The following is a 19,741-nucleotide window of genomic DNA, read 5'->3' on the forward strand; positions in this document are numbered from 1 at the left end:
TATGGATATTCATTTCGAGGGACAGCGCGTGCTGGTGACCGGTGCCGCGCGCGGCATCGGGCGTTCGATCTGCGAGAGCTTTGCCGCCAATGGCGCGGCCGTGATTGCCACCGACATCAATGAAGACGCGCTGAAGCCTTTGCTCAGCGAGGCAAGGCCCGCGCGCGGCGGCTCGTTAGCCGGCGAACGGCTGGATGTCACCGACGAAACCGACATCGCGGCGGTCGTGGGCGACAACGGCTTCGACATCTTCGTGCATGTCGCCGGCGGTGTCCTCGGCCAGGCCCGCAAGCCCGTAGAAGACGTTTCCGCGCGTGACTGGGATCGCATCTACGACGTCAATGTCCGCGGCGCCTTCCTAGTCGCGAAGGCGGTGGTCCCAGCCATGAAGCGCAAGCGCAGCGGCAAGATCGTCCACATATCCAGCGGTGCGGGCCTGGGCGTCAGCCTGACCGGCATCCAGGCCTATGCCAGCGCCAAGGCCGCCCTCATCAGCCTGACACGGCAGCTGGCTCATGAACTGGGACCGTTCGGAATCAACGTCAATGCGGTTGCCCCCGGCTTCCTGCGCACCAGCCCCGACTATGAGCGGCAATGGGCGTCCTATGGCGAAGACGGGCAGCAGGCGATGATCAATTCCATCCCGCTGCGGCGGATCGGATTGCCCGAGGATATTTCCAACGCCGTGCTGTTCCTGGCTTCGCCCTTGGCCAGCTGGATTGCCGGCCAGACCTTGTCCGTCAGCGGAGGGCCAACCCTGTGAGCAGCACGAACGAAACCCTTATCCCGACCTGGACCTGGCCCGAAGAACGGTTGCAGACGATCATGAACCGCGCCCGTGCCGGGCGGAGCCTGAAACCCGAAAGCTGGCCGGAGGGTGGCGCCTGCGCCGTGGCGCTGTCGTTCGATTCCGACCACGACACGTTCGAACTGCGCGATGGCGGCCGCTCGATCTCGGCTCTGTCGCAGGGCCAGTTCGGCCCCCGGCAAGGCATTCCGCGGATCCGCCGCCTGCTAGCCCGCGAGAGCATTCCGGCGACCTTCTTCGTCCCCGCCGTTTCGGCGATCCACTATCCCGACGAACAGCGGGAGCTGATCGCGGGCGGTCACGAGATCGGGCTGCATGGCTGGATCCACGAGCGCAACACCTTGCTGGATGCACAAACGGAACGCGACCTGCAAATGCGCGCGGCCGACACGCTCGAACAGATCACCGGCGTGCGCCCTGTCGGCATTCGCACCCCCTCGTGGGATTTCAGCGACAACACATTGCGCATCACCGCCGACATGGGGCTGCTCTACGACTCGTCGCTGATGGCCGACGTCGATTGCTACGAGCTTCTGCTCGACGGCAAGCCCAGCGGCGTCATCGAACTGCCGGTGGAATGGATCCGCGACGATGCCGCCTATCTGGTCATGGATCGCTGGGGTGGGCTGCGGCCGCAGATCGCGCCACACGACATCCTGAAGATCTTCATCGCCGAGTTCGACGCCGCTTTCGACGAGGGCGGTATTTTCCAGCTGACCATGCATCCCGACATTATCGGCCATCGCTCGCGGATCTGGATCGTCGAGGCGCTGATCGCCCACATACGGAACCGCGGCAAGGTCTGGTTCGCCACCCACGCGGATGTCGTTCGCCATGTCAAAGCAAGCCGCGCCTGACGAACAAATAGCAGAAAGCTGAACCAGGTTCATGTATGTGAACATGATTCTGCTTTTCAGGCGCGGAAAGCCATATCAAGGTTGGTGTTGAGCTTCCCGGTGCTCCTCTCCAGGCGACCGGGGTCCGACTTCAACCTGGGAACGAAAAAGAGAAAACAATGGCCTCAAGATCATCGCTGGCAGCCGCGCTTGCCATCATTGCATTGCCTCTGCTGGGCGGCGTCGCCACGGCAAAGGACTGGAAATCGGTTACCGTTGGCGTCGAAGGCGCCTTCCCGCCCTTCAACTCCGTGAACGCGAGCGGCGAGGTCGAAGGGCTCGATCTCGACGTCATGAAGGAAGTCTGCAAACGCGCCGCACTTGATTGCAAGATCGTGGTGCAGGATTGGGATAGCCAGATTCCGTCGCTGCTGGCCGGAAAGTTCGACGTGGTTCTGACCATGGGACCCAACCCCGAGCGCCGCAAGGTCATCGACTTCTCCGATCCCTACGTCATTACGCCCAACACGTTCCTCGTGCCCGCCGATGGCCCGCTCGCCAACCTGCCCCACACGGGGGAAAGATTGTCGACCGATACGCCGGAAGGCCAGAAGGCCGTGGCCGACCTCAAGGAAGCACTGAAGGGCAAGACGCTTGGCGCCTCGCTGTCCACGAGCCAGTTGCAGTTCGTCGAGGAGAACTTTGCCGGCGCCGTCGAAGTCCGGACCTACAAATCAGCCGAACAGAGCCACCTCGATCTCGAGGGCGGCCGCATCGATGCGCAGTTCGACAATGTCGTGTTCGTCAATGATCGCGCCAAGGGCAGCAATGGCGCGTTGAAGGCCAGCGGCCCGTTGCTGACGGGCGGCATCATGGCCACCAATGTCTGCCTGGGCATCCGCAAGGAAGAGCCTGAGCTCAAGGCAATCCTCGACAAGGCCGTCGAGGAAATGCGCGTTGACGGTACGTTGGCCAAAATCTCCGAAAAGTGGTTCGCGATGGATTTGAGCCCGCAGAAATAAGACCTAGGGCGGCGGTGCAAGTGCTTACGTTGCACCGCGCTCCAATTTATCAGCCAGCCCGGATAGCCCAACCAACTCGGCGACCAAAGCGCGCCGCGTCGAAACCGATTCATGCGACGCGCTTTTGGATCTTTTGTTTTTATGCACGTCGTTCTCCCAAAGCCGAGATCACTTTTGGGCGACATGCATTGATGCCAGATGGCCCACCCAAGGGAGAAATCGCCGTCCGAAAGGACGGGCAATCTCCCTGCAGGACCGTCCAATCAGTCTGCCTTTTGAGATCGAACCGCCGAATCTCCGTGAGGATAGGCATACGGCGGTATGGGAATATCCCCCCGCCTGACATCCAGAAGATTCAGGAGGACCGCCAAATCTCCGGCCTGCCAGACAGTGAGGCCGGTTGCGCTCTTCGTCGATGCAGGCTCGCCCGTGGCGGTCTCGAACACAGTCCAAGTCCCGTCCTGTTCCTTCCTGAGATTGAATTTTTGATTAGCCACTCGCCCTACCCCTTTTACCCGCACCGTCGAGATCGACGGTGATGCCCAACCCTTACACTTCCGTCCGAAACAACATCCCCCGATTGAGGTATGCTGCTTCGGTCGATGCGAACAATCACTCTGTTTGTCGCTTCGATCTGTGATGTGGTTCACAAGCGGTGATGCGATTTCCGAACAATTGCCCGATGCGAAAATTGGCTCGCCAGCGCCCCAAAGCTCTACTTGTGTGGACGACCCTCCCAAATCGTGCTGCTATATTAGCACGAAAGCGGCCTTCGATACCGGTAACATTCCAGAGAGCAGCTAGTCTCTTTGAAAACGGGACGTGACTATGCCCACTGCGAACGCAAACGACGGCAATGACCTGCCGCGCCTTGCCCGGATCGATCCGAGCCTGTTCGATCTCCTGTTCAACGGCTGCAAGGTCGAACGCTATGCCGCAGGCCAGCATCTGTTCGTCCAGGAAGACGCCGCCGACCGTATATACGGCGTGATGAGCGGCACGGTGGAGATATCGATCTACTCGCCGGGCGGCCAGAAACTAGTGGCCAACATTGAATTGTCGCGCAGCCTGGTCGGAGAGATCGGCGCGCTCGACGGACGCCCGCGCACGGCGACCGCGATCTGCCTCACTGCTTGCGGGCTGGTCTCGCTCAGCCGGACGCAGCTCTTTGATCGTATCGAGAGGAACCCGCCATTGGCGCGCGCCATGATCGAACTGCTGTGCACGAGACTGCGCTGGGTCAGCGGCGAGCTCGGGGACCAGGCCTTTTTCGGCATCGAGGCCAGGCTGGCGAAGCGACTGATCTTCCTTGCCGGCGTCATGGCGGATGCAGAAGGCTGGATACCGATCTCGCAGTCGGAACTCGGCGAATTCCTCGGCGCAACGCGCGAGTCCGTCAACAAGACGCTCAACGACTGGCGCACAAGGCAGATCATCGACATCAAGCGCGGTGGGTTGCGCATAGTCGAAGCTGGAGCTCTTCGCCACTTGGCCGAGTCGCGGGACGACGACTGACGAAGGACGGCTCATCGAAATTTGGGCCGCTCAGAGCCGCGAAATAAGATAGCGCAGCGCGGACCGGCTCGGCATGAAGAAATATCCGCCTCCCCGCGTGGTGATGAATTTCGGAATGCCTTTCAGCACGGTGACCTTTTCCCATGACGGGATGGTGAAACTGCCGCCGCGATGCTTGCCAATCATCGGGTCCCTTTCGTCGACGAGGCCCTGGAACGAGGCCGACGACACCCAGGTCTGCTGGATGAATTCGTATTGGCGCTCGATGTCGGCGTTCAGGCACATGAAGAGCAGGCCCTTCTCGACCGCGTCGCCCTTCTTGTCCTGCTTCTCATAGCTGCGACCCACGCGGATGATCCGGTGGCGCTTGCCGATCTGGATCTGCGTCTCATGGTCTTCGCCCAGTGAATCGCGCGGATTGGACCGACGGACATGGGCACCCAGCGGACAGCGATGCCCTTGCGGATCCTCGACGCCAAAGGCGTAGTCATTGTCGACGCTGCGTCCCGGGCGACCGTCGGGATTGCGCACCAGCGAACTGCCATCGGGCCAGCGGCCAAGCATCTTGGCGGCAACCCAGCGCGGCGTAATAGCCGGGTTGTGGGTATCACTTGCCGCCTGCGTGGCCGCGGTCTTGCAATAGTCATGGAAGGCGTCGACGTGCTGCTCGAGTTGGCGCAACACAATGAAGGTGCCGTTGCGACCGAAATCGTGAGGTGATGGCGGCTGACCGGGGATGATGCGGTTGTGGCGCACCGCCGGGAGGATGCCGTCGCGATCTTGTGACGCCTGGACCCAAGGCGATGCCGGATAGAAGCCATGTTCATCGCGATAGCCGAACAGAAACTCGCCCGGCGCCACCAGATGCATCGGCGCGGTGCCGGCTTTGGCGCGCGTGGTTCCGATGACGATCGGCTGCGAAACTCCGTCGACAAAGCCGAAATGCTCGAGCGACTTCTTGCCGTCGCGTATTACCATCAAAGGCAGTTGCGCAACCACTGTCATGCCCGCAGCCACGACCCTTTGCTTGATGGCAGCGATCTCGGCTTGCAGCAGCTCCTGGCTTTCAGCGTAGCAAACGACCGCCAGGTCCACTGGCTTCTCATGCGAGCCCCATTCCCATTTCTCTGGCGCGCTGTCGCCGAGATCATTGAGAATGCGACTGCGCTTAGGGTTGCCCATGCCGTGGCGAAACGCAGCCGGAAATGAATCGAGGGGATCGGCATCGACGCCGCCGTCCAAGCCCAGGTGCTTGAGGCCATTGGGGCCGAACGCCACCGTCATGGCGCGCGCCGACGGGACGCCATCGCCGAAACTCGTTTTCTCAACGACAAATTCCAGCCAGGCTTTGCGGCTGACGCTGGAGAGATTGTCGGGAACGGCGATGCCCAGCATATGGGCATGGCCCAGCGAGCCGAACGGACCAAAGAAAATGGACTGGATCTCACCGGTTTCCAATTGCTCCACGGCTGGCGGAGCAGGCGTGAAGAGGCTGATCGCCGCCCCGGCTGGCTCCGTGTGCGGGCGCGGCAAGGATCCGAACAGGCCCAGCCAGTCACGCGCTTCGCTGCCGGCTGCGCCGGCGATACCTCGCCTTATCTGGGAATTGGCGCGGATACGGACCGTGTTGAGATCGTGATAGGCCGAATACCAGAACAGGGTCGGCACCTGCTGCCGCCGCGCCCAGCGCTTGAAACGATCAGCGTCGCGCGCGCCATCGAGAAACAGCCAGCGGGTCCGCGGATACCCTAGAGTGTTGCTCCACACGCCGGTCAGGCCGGCGGCCGCCTTGGCGATGAAATCCTCGAGGTAGCTTTCCCAGCTGCCGCCGTAGTTGGAAAAGAACACAAGCTTGTTGGTGCCAGGCACCAGCACCCAGCGGGCGAAGTGGATGGTGTTGATGTTGGCGAGGAACCCCGGCTTGAAGACTTTCTTGGCCGAGATGGAGATAAGGTAGAACGAAAACCTGAGCGCCAGCCACCGCAAGGTTCCAGGCTTCATGGTCGAGATCGCCGTCAAATGGTTCTGGGCGAAGTGATCCTCGTGGGCGAGGATCTTGTTCAGGGCGATGAGGTCGATCGCGGTGTTGTCAGGACGGTCGCTGTTTTCGAGCCGCCTCAAGGCAAGGAAACAAACCCCGAGGAAGAGCGCCGTCAAAGCCAGAAGCCCGAGCACGGCCAACAGTAGCGCAACGCCGGCAATGATGACGGTGCCCAAAGTGATGCCGGCCGGATCGCCGAACACGTGCACGTAGATCGCCCATGTAAAGACGAGCACGATCACGAAGACGGCGGCAAGCATTGGCGGCGCCAGCAGCGTCGTGGTTATGGCTTGCCACCACTTTCCGGGCGGGTCTTCGAGCAGGCTTTCAGCCGGCTCGAACGCCCATGCGAATTTTCCCGACGACCGGACATGCCGGCGGGCTTCCTCAAGCACGGCGGCGGCACTGACGCTGGCGGGGCGAGGCTTCTCGACAATGGCGCGAATGGAGTCGGCGAGTTCGGCTTCAGCCAGGATACGCTGGACCGAATGCCCCGGCGTACCCGAAAACACCAGCCCGGCATTACTGCCGAACGAGGGCGAGATATCGACATTGTGCTTGCGCAGGAAGTCGTGCAGCGGCGCGCCATCTCGCAGGTCGCAGGCATCCTTGAAAATCGGCCGTAGCCGATGTCCGATGGCCTGCGTCACGGCATTGATGACGTCATCGGTGCTGCCGTCGCCGGAAATCTCGAGAACAAGGGCCCCTGCCTGACGGCCCGACCCATCGTTCGCCTCGTCCGCGGGGACAACAGCCAGGCTGGTGAAATGAATGATGCCGGCTGCGTTCAGCTCGGCGCGGATCTCTTCGTCGGCCGGGTTGCCGAGCTGGCCGACCCGACGATTGACGTCATCCAACGATGCGCTCCGAGCGATCGGGCAGACCACCGTCACCATCGACTGGTCGACCGTCCGGCAAAGGGCTGCTCGATCGAAATCGACCTCGAGGCTGTCCGGATAGGCGCCAAAGTTCGTCAGTCGTCCGGCCTTGCCGGGGGAGCGGCGCAGGTTCGGCTTCTGGAACAGGGCGCGCAGACTTTCGCCGATCTGGATCCTGGCGATTTCAGCGCCTATGCACAGATGAATGCCATGTCCAAAGACCATGTAATCGCGATCCGGACGCGCGATATCGAAGACATTCGGGTTCTGTACGGCATCGGGATCGAACATCGCAGACAGCGTTGCCGGCATGACCACTGTTCCCGCCTTCACCACGCGCTCGCGCCGCGTTCCCCTGGCGATGGTTGTATCGCGGCTGGTGTAGCGCCACGGACCAACCCAGATCGGCTTGAACCGCATGGCTTCCCGAATGGCCTTGTCCAGCATGTCGGTGTCATCATCGGCGAGCGCCGCATCGATAGCCTGTCGCGCGTCCGGCCGGGACAGGATGACGTCGAGGCAATTGCTGCCGGCAAGCAGATTGGTCGGGACAAAGCCGGTGATCATGCCCAGCATGATCGAATGAAGATCGGGCAATGACAGGCGCCCCTGATCGAGCAAGGCGACCAGCCTGGGCAGAGGCTTCTCATCCTTCGCCCCCTTGTCCCGGATCGCCGCGATGGAACGGTCGATGACCTTGATCAACCGATCCCCGGCCACCACGGCCAACTGGCGCGTGGTCGGGTTCGCGGTCGGATCGGAGAAGAACAACGCACTCAAGCCCAAGGACCAGTTCGCGAACTCGGTCTCGTCGTCAATCTCGAGGCCGAAGTAATCGCGGCAGATCCGCACCGGCACGATCTTCATCAGATCGGCGACCGCATCGAAACCGGGCGTGGCGCCAGCCATGATTTCGCGCGATTGGTGCGCGGCAATCGGCCTGACGATGGCTTCGACCTCCGCCGGGGGGAAGGCGCTCAGCACCGATGATTTCATTCGCCGGTAGGCGGCGCCATCCTGCATGCCGAGGATGAAGTTCGATCCCCGCGCGAGCTCGGTCATCTCCGGCCCGTAAGGCGTCTCGAATTCGTCGCCGCGCTCCAATATGTCGCGGACGTCGGCATTCCTGGTGACGAGCAGGAAATTGCCTATGGCAAGGTTGGGCCAGAACCTGCGCAAAAGCGCCAGGAGCCAGCGAGGATCGTTGAGGAAGAAGCCGGCGATGCGCGCCGCAAGACCCTTTGAACGAAGCCGTTCGATGTCGAATGGCGGCATTTGCGACAGCGGACGCTGGCTTTTCTGGGCCGCGCGAATGGCCGCGAAATATTTGATCCTGATCATGCGCGTTCAAGCCCCCCGGCTATCCACGTCATTGCGATGCCGACTCCCCAAGCCCTAGGTTTGCAACGGTTCCGCGTATGTGAAATTTCTCACAGTTCCCGGGACTCCGCCACCTCGATCATGCGGTTGATTTGGCCAGTTCGACATTGGCGATGAGAAACTCGTTCGCCGCCTTGTCCGCGAACGGTATCCAGCGAACCCGCTGCTCGGAGAAATCGGGATGCCGTGTCATGAAGATGGCCAGTTCCCGCTTGGCGTCATCATGCCGGCCGCTTCTCGCCAAGGCGCCAACCTTCACGAACCTGGCATAGAAATAGCCGGGTGACAGATTGAGCGAGCGCTCGGCGGTGGCGATCGCGGATGGCCAGTCTTCGACGAAATTGTAGGCGGAGGCCAGTTCGCCAAGATTGTGGAACCGATAGAGGTCGAAGGGGCTCAGTCGCTCGGCATCGAGAAAGAACGGTATCGCGCCCGCGGCGTCGCCTTCCAGCAAACGCGCGCTGCCCATTGCCGACCGCGCGAAGGCAAAGCTCGGATTGATGTGGATTGCTTCCTCCAGGTGGTCGATAGCGGCCCCGGGCTTCCCCCTCATGATCTCGATGACGCCAAGGTGGGCATGCGGGCGCGGATCCTGGCTATCCATCAGCAAGGCCTTGCGGGCGTATCGCTCGACCTTGTCCAGATCGTCGCTGTCGCCGAAATGCAGCCATGCCCGCCAGAAATACCACCATGCCAGTTCATTCAGGACGGTGCTCGAATTCGGATCTTCCTGATAGGCCTTCTCGAAGAACTCCAGCGCCATTTCCGTATCGCCGCGCGTGCGCCGGTTCATGTGCCAGCGGCCGCGCCGCACCAGTTGCCAGCTCTCCAGGCTTTCCCACGGCACCTGGAACGTCCGCACCTGCTCGGCCCGGTCTACTTCCTTGTCCAGTATCGAGACGATCTCGCTGCCAATCTGGTCGCGCAACTTGAAGATATCAACCAGATCGCGGTCGAACCGTTGCGACCAGACCAATCGGCCGTTGGATGCATCGGCAAGCGACGTGTCCAGACGGATCTTCCCGTTGTTGCGTATCAACGTGCCGCTGACGACGTAACGCGCGCCCAGCGCGTTGCCGATCACCCGCGTGCCCAGCGTATCGTCGCGAAACTGGAAGCTGGAGCTCTTGGCGATGACCGAGAGCCATCTGGTGTTGGAAAGGCCGTAGATGATGTCCTCGGCAATACCATCGGCCATGTAGCCGATGTCGCGCTCACTGCCCTCGCCCCTGAAGGGCAGGACGGCTATCGCCGGCGGGCCTTTGGAGAACCTCTGCTGGGTATTCTGGGGAACGGCCGGGGCGATGGGAGACGCGCCGTTTCCGTTGCGGCCGGCGATGAGGACGCGCACCGGCAGCACGATATTCTTCAGCGTGAATTCGCCGAGATCGGTGAACTCGGCCGCGGTCTTGTCCTTCACATGGTGCCAGGTCGTCTCCGAAACGGCGAGACCGTCATGCGGTGCGAATTCCTGGATTCTGGCGGCGATGTTGACGTCGTCGCCGTAGAGCCGCCCCTCGCGGACGATGACATCGCCGGTGTTGATGCCGGCGCGAAAGGGCATGCGCATGTGTTTGTCGACGGATGCATTGAGTGCGCGGATCCGCTCCTGGAAATCGAAAGCCGCGCGCAAGGCTTCGATCGGATTGCCGAACTCGGCCATGATGCTGTCGCCGGCTTCGCCGAAGGTGCGCCCGCCAAATGCGCCACAGCGATCGACGATGATGTCCCGCCTGGCCTCGAATGCGGCAACGGCGGATTCGTCGTCGATGCCCATCAGGCGCGAGAATTCCACCGCGTCGATCGAAATGATCGTCGCCAACTGACGCGTGTAATGCCGCTCAGCCATGCCTGAGCCTAGTCGCCCCTTCTGGCTCTCGTCCATCGCTAGCAAGCCCCGCGGCGGAACGCAGTCCGCCGCTTCCATCGGAAGATCACCACCTCTGCAGGATTGGCCCGCCGTTGCCCTCCTGTCAGGCTTCGAGGTGTAGCAGGGTCCTCGCAAAAGCTCCACCATGATCCGCACCCTGGAGGCGAGGGGTGAAGGTTAGGCCAGAAACTGAAATCGACTCATGGTTATTGAAAGGTATCCAAGACACCTTCTGCTCCGCCTTCAGCGGATTCTCCCGCTCCATATGACCGGGCGGGTGGCGGATCAACCGCGGCTCGCCATCCAGGGAGCAATCCCTGGTCAGGCTGTTCGACCGTGCGACGGACGATCCGCTCGTTCAATGAAGCCCGCCCACGGCCGGCGCCGAAGGGGGCGGGGGGCTTGGGGTTACCTTTGGCACCGGCCAGGCGGGATTAAAACGCCGCGGGCAGAACGTAGCACGACTCCCGCGAGCGGTAATTCCGTGATCGCGGAAGGTCCTACATGAATGCTTGGCTTGCAATTGTTATTTCTTCGAGGGCGTGGATGATTCCCGGCAAGCGACGCGAAACGCCCGCAGCCTCGCCAGCCGGAGTTGCATTGCCGATTTTCGCGATCCAACGAATAGGGCGCGAGACAATGCCGCGGGGCGCCAGATGCCGCGTCGAACTTCCGCGATCACGCCATGCCGCATCCCAGCGACTCAACTAGTCTTGTCGGGCGGCGGACCTGATACCCGCCTGGCCGGCGCCATCCCGAACTCCCAAGCGGCGCCGGCCATCTTAACCATGATCAACGGATACGGTTGAAGGACTGAATATGTCCGATGATGCACCCCGCCCATGGCCTATTAGAAATCCTGAAAATTGATATCACGAGGACCGCGAGATGACAGAAGAGACCGACCGTCGCTCGGCAGAACTAATTGGACTGACCGCAGAAATTGTCTCTGCATATGTGCAAAATAATTCCATACCTTCGGCTAATCTTTCGGATTTGATTGCTTCGGTTTATCTCTCGATTGCAAATCTTGGTCCGCCTGCAATCGTCGAACGGCCCGTACAGACGCCTGCCGTCAACCCAAAGCGGTCGGTGTTTCCTGACTACATCGTGTCGCTGGAGGACGGTCGCAAATTCAAGTCAATGAAGCGGCATCTCAGCCTGCTTGGCATGACGCCCGACGAGTACCGCCAGAAATGGAATCTGCCGCCTGATTATCCCATCGTTTCGGCCGATTATGCCGCTCAGCGGTCCGCTCTGGCAAAAGCGGCAGGCCTCGGCAGAAGAGCGGCGCCCGTCAAAGCACCGTCCAAGCGAAGGCCGAAAGCCTAGAGCATGAACCCGAAAAGTGGGACCCGGTTTTCTCGGACAAACGGTCCCGTTTGTCCAGAGATCATGTCCCAACAAAGAGATGGATCGGGATGACGATTCAACCAGACGTCATCCCGATCTAGCCGGCAGGTCCCGACAGGGCTGACTTGCATGTGTGGCCCTGTCGCTGGCTCGACCGGGAAAAGCCAACCCGTCTCGCGCGACCGGGAGGAAAAGGGCGGCGAATTGTCCGGCCGCGGCAGGCGCCCGAGCGGCAATAGACTGCATCCCCAAGGCGGGTTCGCGTCCAATCCATTGATTGTCAGAGAAACTTGGTGGAGCCAATCGGGATCGAACCGACGACCTCTTGAATGCCATTCAAGCGCTCTCCCAACTGAGCTATGGCCCCACATCCGGCAGTCAACCGGCGCCGTTTCCGGCGAAGAGATCCGGCGCGGGTTGGTGACCGCGCCGTTAGTGCAGGCGGCTTCTAACCCCGCCCTTCGTCAATATCAAGCCTTGAACACCGGCTTTTTGTCCACAGGCCGAGAAAGTTGCTCGCAGGCCGGAAAGCCTGCAAACGGTTGTCCTCAGACCTCGTCGTCGTCGTCGCCCACGCCGATCATATCGGCGACATCGTCGTCTTCTTCCTCTTCGTCGGCAAGGAAAGTGTCATCCTCGTCGTCGCCGAGATCGACGTCCTCATCATCGCCGAGATCGGGCAGGTCGTCGCCCTTGGCGTCGTCGTCGGCCTCTTCGAGCGAGACGACCTCAACGCCCTCTTCGTCCTCGGCGTCCACTTCCTTCTCGGCCACTTCCTCTTCCTCTTCGATGGCGGCAATCTTGCCTTCCTCGAAATAGGAACGCGGATAGGTCTTGCCCGTGTAAGGCGAGACGACGGGGTCCTTGTTCAGGTCGTAGAATTTTCGGCCCGTCTCCGGGTCGATGCGTTTTGTGCCAAGTTCGGTTTTTGCCACGGCAAGCCTCGTCAATAAAAGAGTGGTCCCCTTAACCACAGTTTGCAGCGCTGTCAAAGCGAAAAGCCGGCGTCACAAAACCAAGCATTGAAAGGGCTCGCTGATGGGGATGACCATTTCGACCCGCCGTGATACGAGACCGCCGCAACAAATGAAAAGCGCCGGCCCGCCGGCATTCCGTCCAGGGAAATTCCATGTCTCACGCCGCCACCCCGAAGTCGGCCACCGCCCGCAAATCATCCGCCCTCTCCGGTACGGCACGCGTGCCGGGCGACAAATCCATCTCGCACCGCTCCTTCATGTTCGGCGGCCTAGCCTCCGGAGAGACCCGCATCACCGGCCTGCTGGAAGGCGAGGACGTGATGCGCACGGGTGCGGCCATGAAGGCGATGGGCGCGCATATAGAAAAGCTCGGCGCGGAATGGGTGATCCGCGGCACCGGCAATGGCGCGCTTCTGCAGCCGGAAGGCCCGCTCGACTTCGGCAATGCGGGGACGGGCTCGCGGCTCACCATGGGCCTCGTCGGTACCTATGACATGGAAACGACCTTCATCGGCGACGCCTCGCTGTCCGGGCGGCCAATGGGCCGCGTGCTCGAACCCCTGCGCCAGATGGGCGTGCAGGTACTGAAGGCGACGCCCGGCGACCGCATGCCGATCACGCTACGCGGCCCAAACACGCAGCGCCGATCACCTATCGCGTGCCTATGGCCTCGGCGCAGGTGAAGTCGGCGGTGCTGCTTGCCGGGCTGAACACGCCGGGCATCACCACCGTGATCGAGCCGGTGATGACACGCGACCACACTGAAAAGATGCTCAGCGGATTTGGCGCCAACCTGTCGGTCGAGACCGACGAGCGCGGCGTGCGTCACATCTTCATCGAGGGCCAGGGCAAGCTCACGGGACAGACGATCGCCGTTCCCGGCGACCCCTCCTCGGCCGGCTTCCCGCTGGTGGCGGCGCTCATCGTGCCGGGTTCCGACATCACAATCGAAAACGTGCTGATGAACCCGACACGCACCGGGCTTCTGCTGACGCTGCAGGAAATGGGCGGCAAGATCGACATCCTCAACCCTCGCAATGCCGGCGGCGAGGACGTCGCCGATCTGCGCGTGCGCTACTCCGAACTCAAGGGCGTCACCGTGCCGCCCGAGCGGGCGCCGTCGATGATCGACGAGTATCCAGTGCTCGCGGTCGCCGCCAGCTTCGCCGAAGGTGAAACGCTGATGCAGGGACTGGAAGAGCTGCGGGTGAAGGAGTCCGACCGGCTGTCGGCCGTCGCCGACGGGCTGAAGCTCAACGGCGTCGATTGCACTGAGGGCGAGGCTTCGCTTGCCGTGCGCGGCAAACCCGGCGGCAAGGGGCTGGGTGGCCATCCCAATGGCCAGGACACGACGGTCAAGACGCATCTCGACCACCGCATCGCCATGAGCTTTCTGGTCATGGGACTGGCGACGGAAAAGCCGGTGACCATCGACGACCAGGCGATGATCGCGACGAGCTTTCCCGAATTCATGGGCCTGATGAAGGGACTGGGCGCGGAGATCGAGTGAAATACGTTTTCGTCCATTGGAAACATGACATACCAGAGGAAGCGTCCTACCTCTGGTATGAAATCGCCGACGACAATTTTCAGAACCGGACCTTAGAGTTCTATACAGATGGCTCCGTGGGCTTTGCCATTCGCGGCGGCGCCCTTGACGGGTCGGAAGATATAGAGGTCGGAGGGACTAGAAATTCGACAGAAGGCTTTCCTGATCTCGCAGAGATCAATTCGGACAGCCAGTTCGAGCCTCGGAAGTCGCGGCGGCTGACTTTGAGCGCCGGTGGAGTGAGGCACTTGCATCGAGGGTTCGAATGACACACGTCTTCACCATCGCCATCGACGGCCCCGCCGGCGCCGGCAAGGGCACCCTCGCCCGCCGGCTGGCTGACCATTACCGGCTGAACCTGCTCGACACCGGCCTCACCTACCGCGCGGTGGCGCATGCGCTGCTGCGGCTCGGCCTGCCGCTCGACAATGTCTCGGCCGCCGAAACCGCGGCCCGTCAGGTCGACCTGGCAAAGCTCGACCGGGCGGTGCTGTCGGCGCATGCGGTTGGCGAGGCGGCCTCGAAGGTCGCGGTGTTTCCCTCGGTGCGGCGCATCCTGGTCGAGAAGCAGCGAGACTTCGCCAAGACGCCGCCGGGCGCCGTTCTCGACGGCCGCGACATCGGTACCGTCGTGTGCCCCGACGCCGACATAAAGCTCTATGTGACGGCGAGCGCCGAGGTGCGGGCAAGACGGCGGCTGGCCGAAATCGAAAGCATCGGCGGCACCGCCAATTTCGTCGAGATCCTCGCCGATATCATGCGCCGCGACGAGCGCGACATGGGGCGCGCCGACTCGCCCCTGAAGCCGGCCGCCGACGCGCACTTGCTTGACACCAGTGAGATGACCATCGAAGCCGCGTTCCTGGCGGCAATGGCGATCATCGACCGTGCAATGGCCGGGAGAGACCAGGCCTGAGCGGCTGTCACGCCGCGTTGTGGTCCGATCGCGCCGTCGATCGGACATATCTGCCTGATCTGTTCAAGATGACCACGAAGCCCCCGGCGGTGATATAGGCAATCAGGGCGTAAAGCGCCGGAGGTATCGCCATTTCGGCGTTGTTGAGCAGATATTCGCTGAGCGCCAGAGTGATGACGAACGCGGCGTTGTGGATGGCGCTCGCCATAGCGATGGCGATTGCCTGCCGCCTTTCGACGCGCAACAGGAGCGGCACGACGTAGCCCACGGCCATGCTCGCCAGATTATAGGCAAGGGCGGCAAGGCCTACGACCGGTCCCCATGTGATGATGAGGTCCCACTGGCCGATGACTGCAAAGAGAACGACCACCGCCAGGAACAGCATCGCCAGCAGCTTGACGGGGCTCTCCATGCGGTCGGCCAGGGCCGGATAGCGGTGCTGGATGGCGATCCCGATGAAGGCAGGAACAAACGCGAGGGCGAAGAACTGCAGGAATTTCTCGATCTGCAACGGGATGATCTGGCCGGCGCCATAGAAATGCAGCAGGGAAAAATTGGTGATCAACGGCACCGACACCAGCGCCACCAGAGAGTTGATCGCCGTCAGCGTCAGGCTGAGCGCCGTGTCGCCCCTGGCAAGATGCGTGTAGAGAACCGCGGACGGGCCACCGGGGCTGGCCGCGAGCAGCATCATGCCGACCGCCATGGATGGCGGCAGAGCCGAAACGGACACGATGCCAAAACAGATGACCGGCAACACAAGGATTTGAACGACAAGGGCCACCAGAATGGCTTTCGGCCGCGAGACAACCTTTGAAAAATCCTGGAGCTTGAGCGACAGGCCAAGACCCAGCCTGCTGCATGTCACCGACATGGCATGGCGCCGCGTCAACCATCCGACCGAAATCCTCAACATCGGCCAGACGGTCAAGGTGCAGATCATCCGCATCAACCAGGAAACCCACCGTATCTCGCTCGGCATGAAGCAGCTCGAGAGCGATCCGTGGTCCGAGATCGGCACCAAGTTCCCGATCGGCAAGAAGATCAAGGGCACCGTCACCAATATCACCGACTACGGCGCGTTCGTCGAGCTGGAGCCGGGCATCGAGGGCCTCATCCACGTTTCGGAAATGTCGTGGACGAAGAAGAACGTGCATCCCGGCAAGATCCTGTCGACGACGCAGGAAGTCGACGTGGTGGTGCTCGAGGTCGATCCGGCCAAGCGCCGCATCTCGCTCGGTCTCAAGCAGACGCTGGAGAACCCATGGGAAGCCTTCGCGCGCACCCATCCGGTCGGCAGCCAGGTCGAGGGCGAGGTCAAGAACAAGACCGAGTTCGGCCTGTTCATCGGCCTGGAAGGCGACGTGGACGGCATGGTGCACCTTTCCGACCTCGACTGGACCCGTCCGGGCGAGCAGGTCATCGAAGAGTACAATCGCGGCGACATGGTCAAGGCGCAGGTGCTCGACGTCGACATCGAGAAGGAGCGCATCTCGCTCGGCATCAAGCAGCTGGCCAAGGATTCGGTCGGCGAAGCGGCGACTTCAGGCGAACTGCGCAAGAACGCCGTCGTCACCTGCGAAGTCACCGGCATCAAGGATGGCGGCCTCGAAGTGCGGCTGGTCGACAGCGGCATCGAGACCTTCATCAAGCGCAACGACCTCAGCCGTGACCGTGACGAGCAGCGCCCCGAGCGTTTCTCCGTCGGCCAGAAGCTCGACGCCCGCGTCATCGCCTTCGACAAGAAGACCCGCAAGCTGCAGGTCTCGATCAAGGCGCTGGAAATCGCCGAAGAGAAGGAAGCAGTCGCACAGTACGGCTCGACCGACTCCGGCGCTTCGCTGGGCGATATCCTGGGTGCCGCGCTGAAGAAGCAGGGCAGCTAAGCATCAACTCTGCCGCCGCGCCTCGCGCGGCCAGTAACAAGAACCCCGCCGGAGCGATCCGGCGGGGTTTTTCTTTTACGGCAAAGCAATCTTTTCTCCATATAGACCGACCAATACGCAGTAGGATTTCTCATGCGTGATGGTGTCGATCGGCTCGCTTCGCGGCCGTCATCCTTGCAAGGCCTCTATACGAGGTCGCCGGTCCTGTTTTGCTTTTTGGGCATGGCAATATTGATGATCGTGGTCAGATCATTGGGCTTGCAGCTCAATGGTGATGTGGACGATCTCGTCAAACTGCATGAGATTCGCGTTTTTCTTGAAACCGGACCTATTTTCGACCGGACCTTGCCCGGTATTCTCCAGTCCGAGCCCTACGTTACGCATTGGCCCTGGATCGTGGACCTGCCATATGCGCTATTCGCCAGCGTACTCATGCCATTCGCCGGCTTTGAGCCATCGTTGACGATAGCAGGCCTTGTCGTCCCGCTGTTGCTGCTTGCGCCCGCGCTCTACTTCTACAACCGATTGCTGATCGCGGTGGGATTTGCCAACACGGTCTTCGCGTTGCCCTTGGCTTCGATCTTCGCCATACGCGCATTCTTCGAGTTCGCGCCGGGACGAATCGACTATCATAATCTGCAGATTCTGCTGCTTTTGGCGACACTGGTATTGACCCTGTCGCAAAACCGCTTCGCTGCCTTCGGCAACGGCGTGCTGACGGCCTTGGCGCTCGCGATCAGCGTGGAGTTCGCGCCATTTTACGTGCTTGTCCTGGGAATCTACGCCTTCGACTTCATATTTGCGCAAAAGGATGGCGCAAACAGAATCGTCGCATTCGGCTTGGCGCTGGCGATCGGCGCGGCGGTTCTGCTCGCGGCTATCGTGCCGCCTTCAGCCTACGGCACAGCCAAGTGCGATACCTATTCTGCCCTGCATGCCCTGGCACTGATCGCCGCGGGACTGTCTTTCGCCGTCGTACCCGCGCTTGCGGGCCAGCGTAAATGGTGGGCAACGCGGGCGGCAATTCTCGTGGCACTTGCGGCGGCGAGCCTGGCGACATTGCTGATGCTGTTCCCGCAATGCCTGACGGGCCCCTATGCCCAACTTGATTCCTATGTTCGCGAAAACATGCTCGACAGGATTCCGCAGGAAATGAGCCTGTTTCGGCGCCCTGATTTCGTCTTATCCGGGAGTTTTCCCAGCATGATGATCCTGTTCGTCGGCGCGCTCGCTCCCACGGTCATATGCCTTGCCCAGCGTGGCCACGATCGCGCCGTCGCCATCATCGCCCTGTTCTCGCTTCTCGCCCTGACTTTGGGCGTCGGCTATTTTCGCTACCTTCGCTATGTTCCGATGTTTTCCGGCATCGGCCTTCTCTTCGTCGTCGCGGCTTTTGTGCCGCCGCATACCCTGATGGCGGCCTATCTGACACCCCGGATGCCAGTGATCGTGCCGAGATACATGTTGATCTTGCCAGGCCTCGCCATGTCGGCGGCGATGGTAATTTACTCCTTGTCGGCGCGACCTATTCAAGCCGCAATTACCGCTGCCTATCTAGCAAGCAGTTGCGATCTTGGGCGTGTCACATTGCAAGACGGTTGGCCGGCGGAGGCTGTCGTCCTTTCGCCGCCAACAATCGGCGCCTATCTTCTCGCTCTTGCCGATGGCCCCAAGGTCGTGGCAGTCCCCAACCATCGCGCGGCCATCGGCATCGAACGGACCTATCGGTTCCTTGATCCTCTAACCGCTGATCCGCGCGCGATTCTCGGTCAATCCAAGGCAACACATGTGGCGGTCTGCGCATGGAGAGGCGCGCCCGCGCCCCAACTCGAGAAAACCTACCCATTCGCGGCGATGCTGATGGAAGGCCGCCCGCCGTCATGGCTGGCGGAATGTCCGACCGACACATCATCGCCGTTGCGCATCTATCGCTACCGCAACGCCCACGGAACGGACCCAGCCTGCCCTGCTTCGAAGGTTCTTGCTCAGGCTCGGCCGATAAGCGGCACCAGCGTGCCGCTTATCGCCAGATTGGCCGGTGAGACGAGATAGGCGATGGCCTCGGCCGCCGCTTCAAGGCTGACCCATCTGGTGAAATCGGCATCGGGCATGTCGGCGCGGTTGGCCGGCGTATCGAGCGTCGAGGGTGCCACGGCGTTGACCAGGATGCCCTTGCCCTTCAATTCTTCCGCCATGGCCACTGTCATCGCGGCCACTGCCGCCTTGCTGGCCGCGTACGCGACCATACCGGCGCCCCGGCGCGGCTCCAGCGCCGCCCGCGCGGCGACATTGACGATACGGCCCGGCGTCTCCGACGCCAGCATCGAGCGAACCGCGGCGCGGCAGCACAGGAAGGCGGTGCGCGCATTGGTGTCCATCATCTCGGCAAAGGACGCCGATTCGATCTTCTCTATGGGCGCCACGGCAAAGCCGCCTGCCAGATGGATCGAGCCCCACAAGCCCGGAACCTGACTGTAGAACGCCTCGACCTTGGCCGAGTCCGAGAGATCGACATTGTGCGCCAGCCTGACGCGGTCATGCGCGGTGAAGGGAAAATGCGCGGGTGCGGCGGCATGGGCATTGGGCACATGGCAGATCGCGCCCTCGCCCAGCAATTTCCCCACGACAGCGCCCCCGAGCGCTCCCGTTCCGCCGGTCACGACGATATGCCTGCCTTCGAGTGTTTCCGTCATCCTTGGACCGCTCCTGT

The 19,741-nt window shown here is 61.8% G+C and carries 13 protein-coding genes, 1 tRNA gene and 2 pseudogenes; 10 read left to right on the plus strand and 6 right to left on the minus strand.

Annotation, left to right across the window (positions count from 1 at the left end):
* Position 1: 1 nt before the first annotated feature.
* From LGH82_RS16045 to LGH82_RS16060, 4 genes are all read left to right on the plus strand, one after another.
* The gene (locus LGH82_RS16045) at positions 2-763 is read left to right on the plus strand and encodes an SDR family NAD(P)-dependent oxidoreductase (RefSeq protein WP_227349391.1); all 762 of its coding nucleotides are present in this window, start codon (positions 2-4) and stop codon (positions 761-763) included.
* Positions 760-1,665, plus strand: a complete 906-nt coding sequence (locus LGH82_RS16050) for a polysaccharide deacetylase family protein (protein ID WP_413771454.1) — start codon at positions 760-762, stop codon at positions 1,663-1,665. The genes LGH82_RS16045 and LGH82_RS16050 overlap by 4 nt, the downstream gene beginning before the upstream one ends.
* A 158-nt stretch (positions 1,666-1,823) precedes the next feature.
* A complete protein-coding gene (locus LGH82_RS16055; RefSeq protein WP_227349392.1) occupies positions 1,824-2,666 on the plus strand; it encodes a transporter substrate-binding domain-containing protein in 843 nt (280 codons plus the stop codon).
* Positions 2,667-3,494: 828 nt separating this feature from the next.
* Positions 3,495-4,181, plus strand: coding sequence for a Crp/Fnr family transcriptional regulator (locus LGH82_RS16060; protein WP_227349393.1), 687 nt, complete (start codon positions 3,495-3,497; stop codon positions 4,179-4,181).
* Between the two features lie 30 nt (positions 4,182-4,211).
* On the opposite strand, the gene LGH82_RS16065 is transcribed toward LGH82_RS16060, so the two are convergent.
* Positions 4,212-8,441, minus strand: coding sequence for a cytochrome P450 (locus tag LGH82_RS16065; RefSeq protein WP_227349394.1), 4,230 nt, complete (start codon positions 8,439-8,441; stop codon positions 4,212-4,214).
* Between the two features lie 118 nt (positions 8,442-8,559).
* Positions 8,560-10,329 (minus strand): adenylate/guanylate cyclase domain-containing protein, encoded by a 1,770-nt coding sequence (locus LGH82_RS16070; protein WP_227349395.1) that lies wholly within the window; start codon positions 10,327-10,329, stop codon positions 8,560-8,562.
* A gap of 909 nt (positions 10,330-11,238) precedes the next feature.
* On the opposite strand from LGH82_RS16070, the gene LGH82_RS16075 reads away from it, so the two are divergent.
* Positions 11,239-11,682, plus strand: a complete 444-nt coding sequence (locus tag LGH82_RS16075) for a MucR family transcriptional regulator (RefSeq protein WP_227349396.1) — start codon at positions 11,239-11,241, stop codon at positions 11,680-11,682.
* A 312-nt stretch (positions 11,683-11,994) separates the two neighbouring features.
* On the opposite strand, the gene LGH82_RS16080 is transcribed toward LGH82_RS16075, so the two are convergent.
* Positions 11,995-12,070, minus strand: a tRNA-Ala gene (locus LGH82_RS16080).
* A gap of 181 nt (positions 12,071-12,251) precedes the next feature.
* Positions 12,252-12,638, minus strand: coding sequence for a TIGR02300 family protein (locus LGH82_RS16085; RefSeq protein ID WP_227349397.1), 387 nt, complete (start codon positions 12,636-12,638; stop codon positions 12,252-12,254).
* A 194-nt stretch (positions 12,639-12,832) separates the two neighbouring features.
* Here LGH82_RS16085 and aroA point away from each other — a divergent pair.
* The 3 genes and pseudogenes from aroA to cmk all read left to right on the plus strand — a co-directional run bounded on the left by aroA (position 12,833) and on the right by cmk (position 15,145).
* Positions 12,833-14,190, plus strand: a pseudogene (gene aroA / locus LGH82_RS16090) (3-phosphoshikimate 1-carboxyvinyltransferase).
* Entirely contained in the window at positions 14,187-14,498 is a 312-nt protein-coding gene (locus tag LGH82_RS16095) for a DUF6881 domain-containing protein (protein WP_227349398.1), read from the plus strand. Before aroA ends, LGH82_RS16095 begins: the two are co-directional and overlap by 4 nt.
* Positions 14,495-15,145, plus strand: a complete 651-nt coding sequence (gene cmk, locus LGH82_RS16100) for a (d)CMP kinase (RefSeq protein WP_227349399.1) — start codon at positions 14,495-14,497, stop codon at positions 15,143-15,145. Before LGH82_RS16095 ends, cmk begins: the two co-directional genes overlap by 4 nt.
* A gap of 7 nt (positions 15,146-15,152) precedes the next feature.
* On the opposite strand, the gene LGH82_RS16105 is transcribed toward cmk, so the two are convergent.
* A complete protein-coding gene (locus tag LGH82_RS16105) occupies positions 15,153-16,019 on the minus strand; it encodes a bile acid:sodium symporter family protein (RefSeq protein ID WP_264484389.1) in 867 nt (288 codons plus the stop codon).
* On the opposite strand from LGH82_RS16105, the pseudogene LGH82_RS16110 reads away from it, so the two are divergent.
* Together LGH82_RS16110 and LGH82_RS16115 are read left to right on the plus strand one after the other, a co-directional pair.
* A pseudogene (locus LGH82_RS16110) lies at positions 16,000-17,031 on the plus strand (S1 RNA-binding domain-containing protein); the annotation flags it as partial. The gene LGH82_RS16105 and the pseudogene LGH82_RS16110 sit on opposite strands and share 20 nt — an antisense overlap.
* A gap of 132 nt (positions 17,032-17,163) precedes the next feature.
* Positions 17,164-19,083: a hypothetical protein gene (locus tag LGH82_RS16115; protein ID WP_227349401.1), complete on the plus strand. Its 1,920-nt coding sequence runs from the start codon at positions 17,164-17,166 to the stop codon at positions 19,081-19,083.
* Here the strand turns inward: LGH82_RS16115 and LGH82_RS16120 are convergent.
* Positions 19,017-19,724 carry an SDR family NAD(P)-dependent oxidoreductase gene (locus tag LGH82_RS16120; RefSeq protein ID WP_227349402.1) on the minus strand — a complete coding sequence of 236 codons (708 nt, stop codon included), beginning with the start codon at positions 19,722-19,724 and terminating at the stop codon, positions 19,017-19,019. The genes LGH82_RS16115 and LGH82_RS16120 overlap by 67 nt on opposite strands.
* Between the last annotated feature and the right edge of the window lie 17 nt (positions 19,725-19,741).

It is taken from the genome of Mesorhizobium sp. PAMC28654 (assembly GCF_020616515.1).
Lineage (GTDB): Bacteria > Pseudomonadota > Alphaproteobacteria > Rhizobiales > Rhizobiaceae > Mesorhizobium.

What these genes read in the sequence shown, in the direction of transcription:
- LGH82_RS16045 (WP_227349391.1), top strand. Translation starts at nt 2, where the DNA reads ATGGATATTCATTTCGAGGGACAGCGCGTGCTGGTGACCGGTGCCGCG.
- LGH82_RS16055 (WP_227349392.1), top strand. Translation starts at nt 1,824, where the DNA reads ATGGCCTCAAGATCATCGCTGGCAGCCGCGCTTGCCATCATTGCATTG.
- LGH82_RS16060 (WP_227349393.1), top strand. Translation starts at nt 3,495, where the DNA reads ATGCCCACTGCGAACGCAAACGACGGCAATGACCTGCCGCGCCTTGCC.
- LGH82_RS16065 (WP_227349394.1), bottom strand. Translation starts at nt 8,441, where the DNA reads ATGATCAGGATCAAATATTTCGCGGCCATTCGCGCGGCCCAGAAAAGC.
- LGH82_RS16070 (WP_227349395.1), bottom strand. Translation starts at nt 10,329, where the DNA reads ATGGCTGAGCGGCATTACACGCGTCAGTTGGCGACGATCATTTCGATC.
- LGH82_RS16075 (WP_227349396.1), top strand. Translation starts at nt 11,239, where the DNA reads ATGACAGAAGAGACCGACCGTCGCTCGGCAGAACTAATTGGACTGACC.
- cmk (WP_227349399.1), top strand. Translation starts at nt 14,495, where the DNA reads ATGACACACGTCTTCACCATCGCCATCGACGGCCCCGCCGGCGCCGGC.
- LGH82_RS16105 (WP_264484389.1), bottom strand. Translation starts at nt 16,019, where the DNA reads ATGTCGGTGACATGCAGCAGGCTGGGTCTTGGCCTGTCGCTCAAGCTC.
- LGH82_RS16115 (WP_227349401.1), top strand. Translation starts at nt 17,164, where the DNA reads ATGCGTGATGGTGTCGATCGGCTCGCTTCGCGGCCGTCATCCTTGCAA.
- LGH82_RS16120 (WP_227349402.1), bottom strand. Translation starts at nt 19,724, where the DNA reads ATGACGGAAACACTCGAAGGCAGGCATATCGTCGTGACCGGCGGAACG.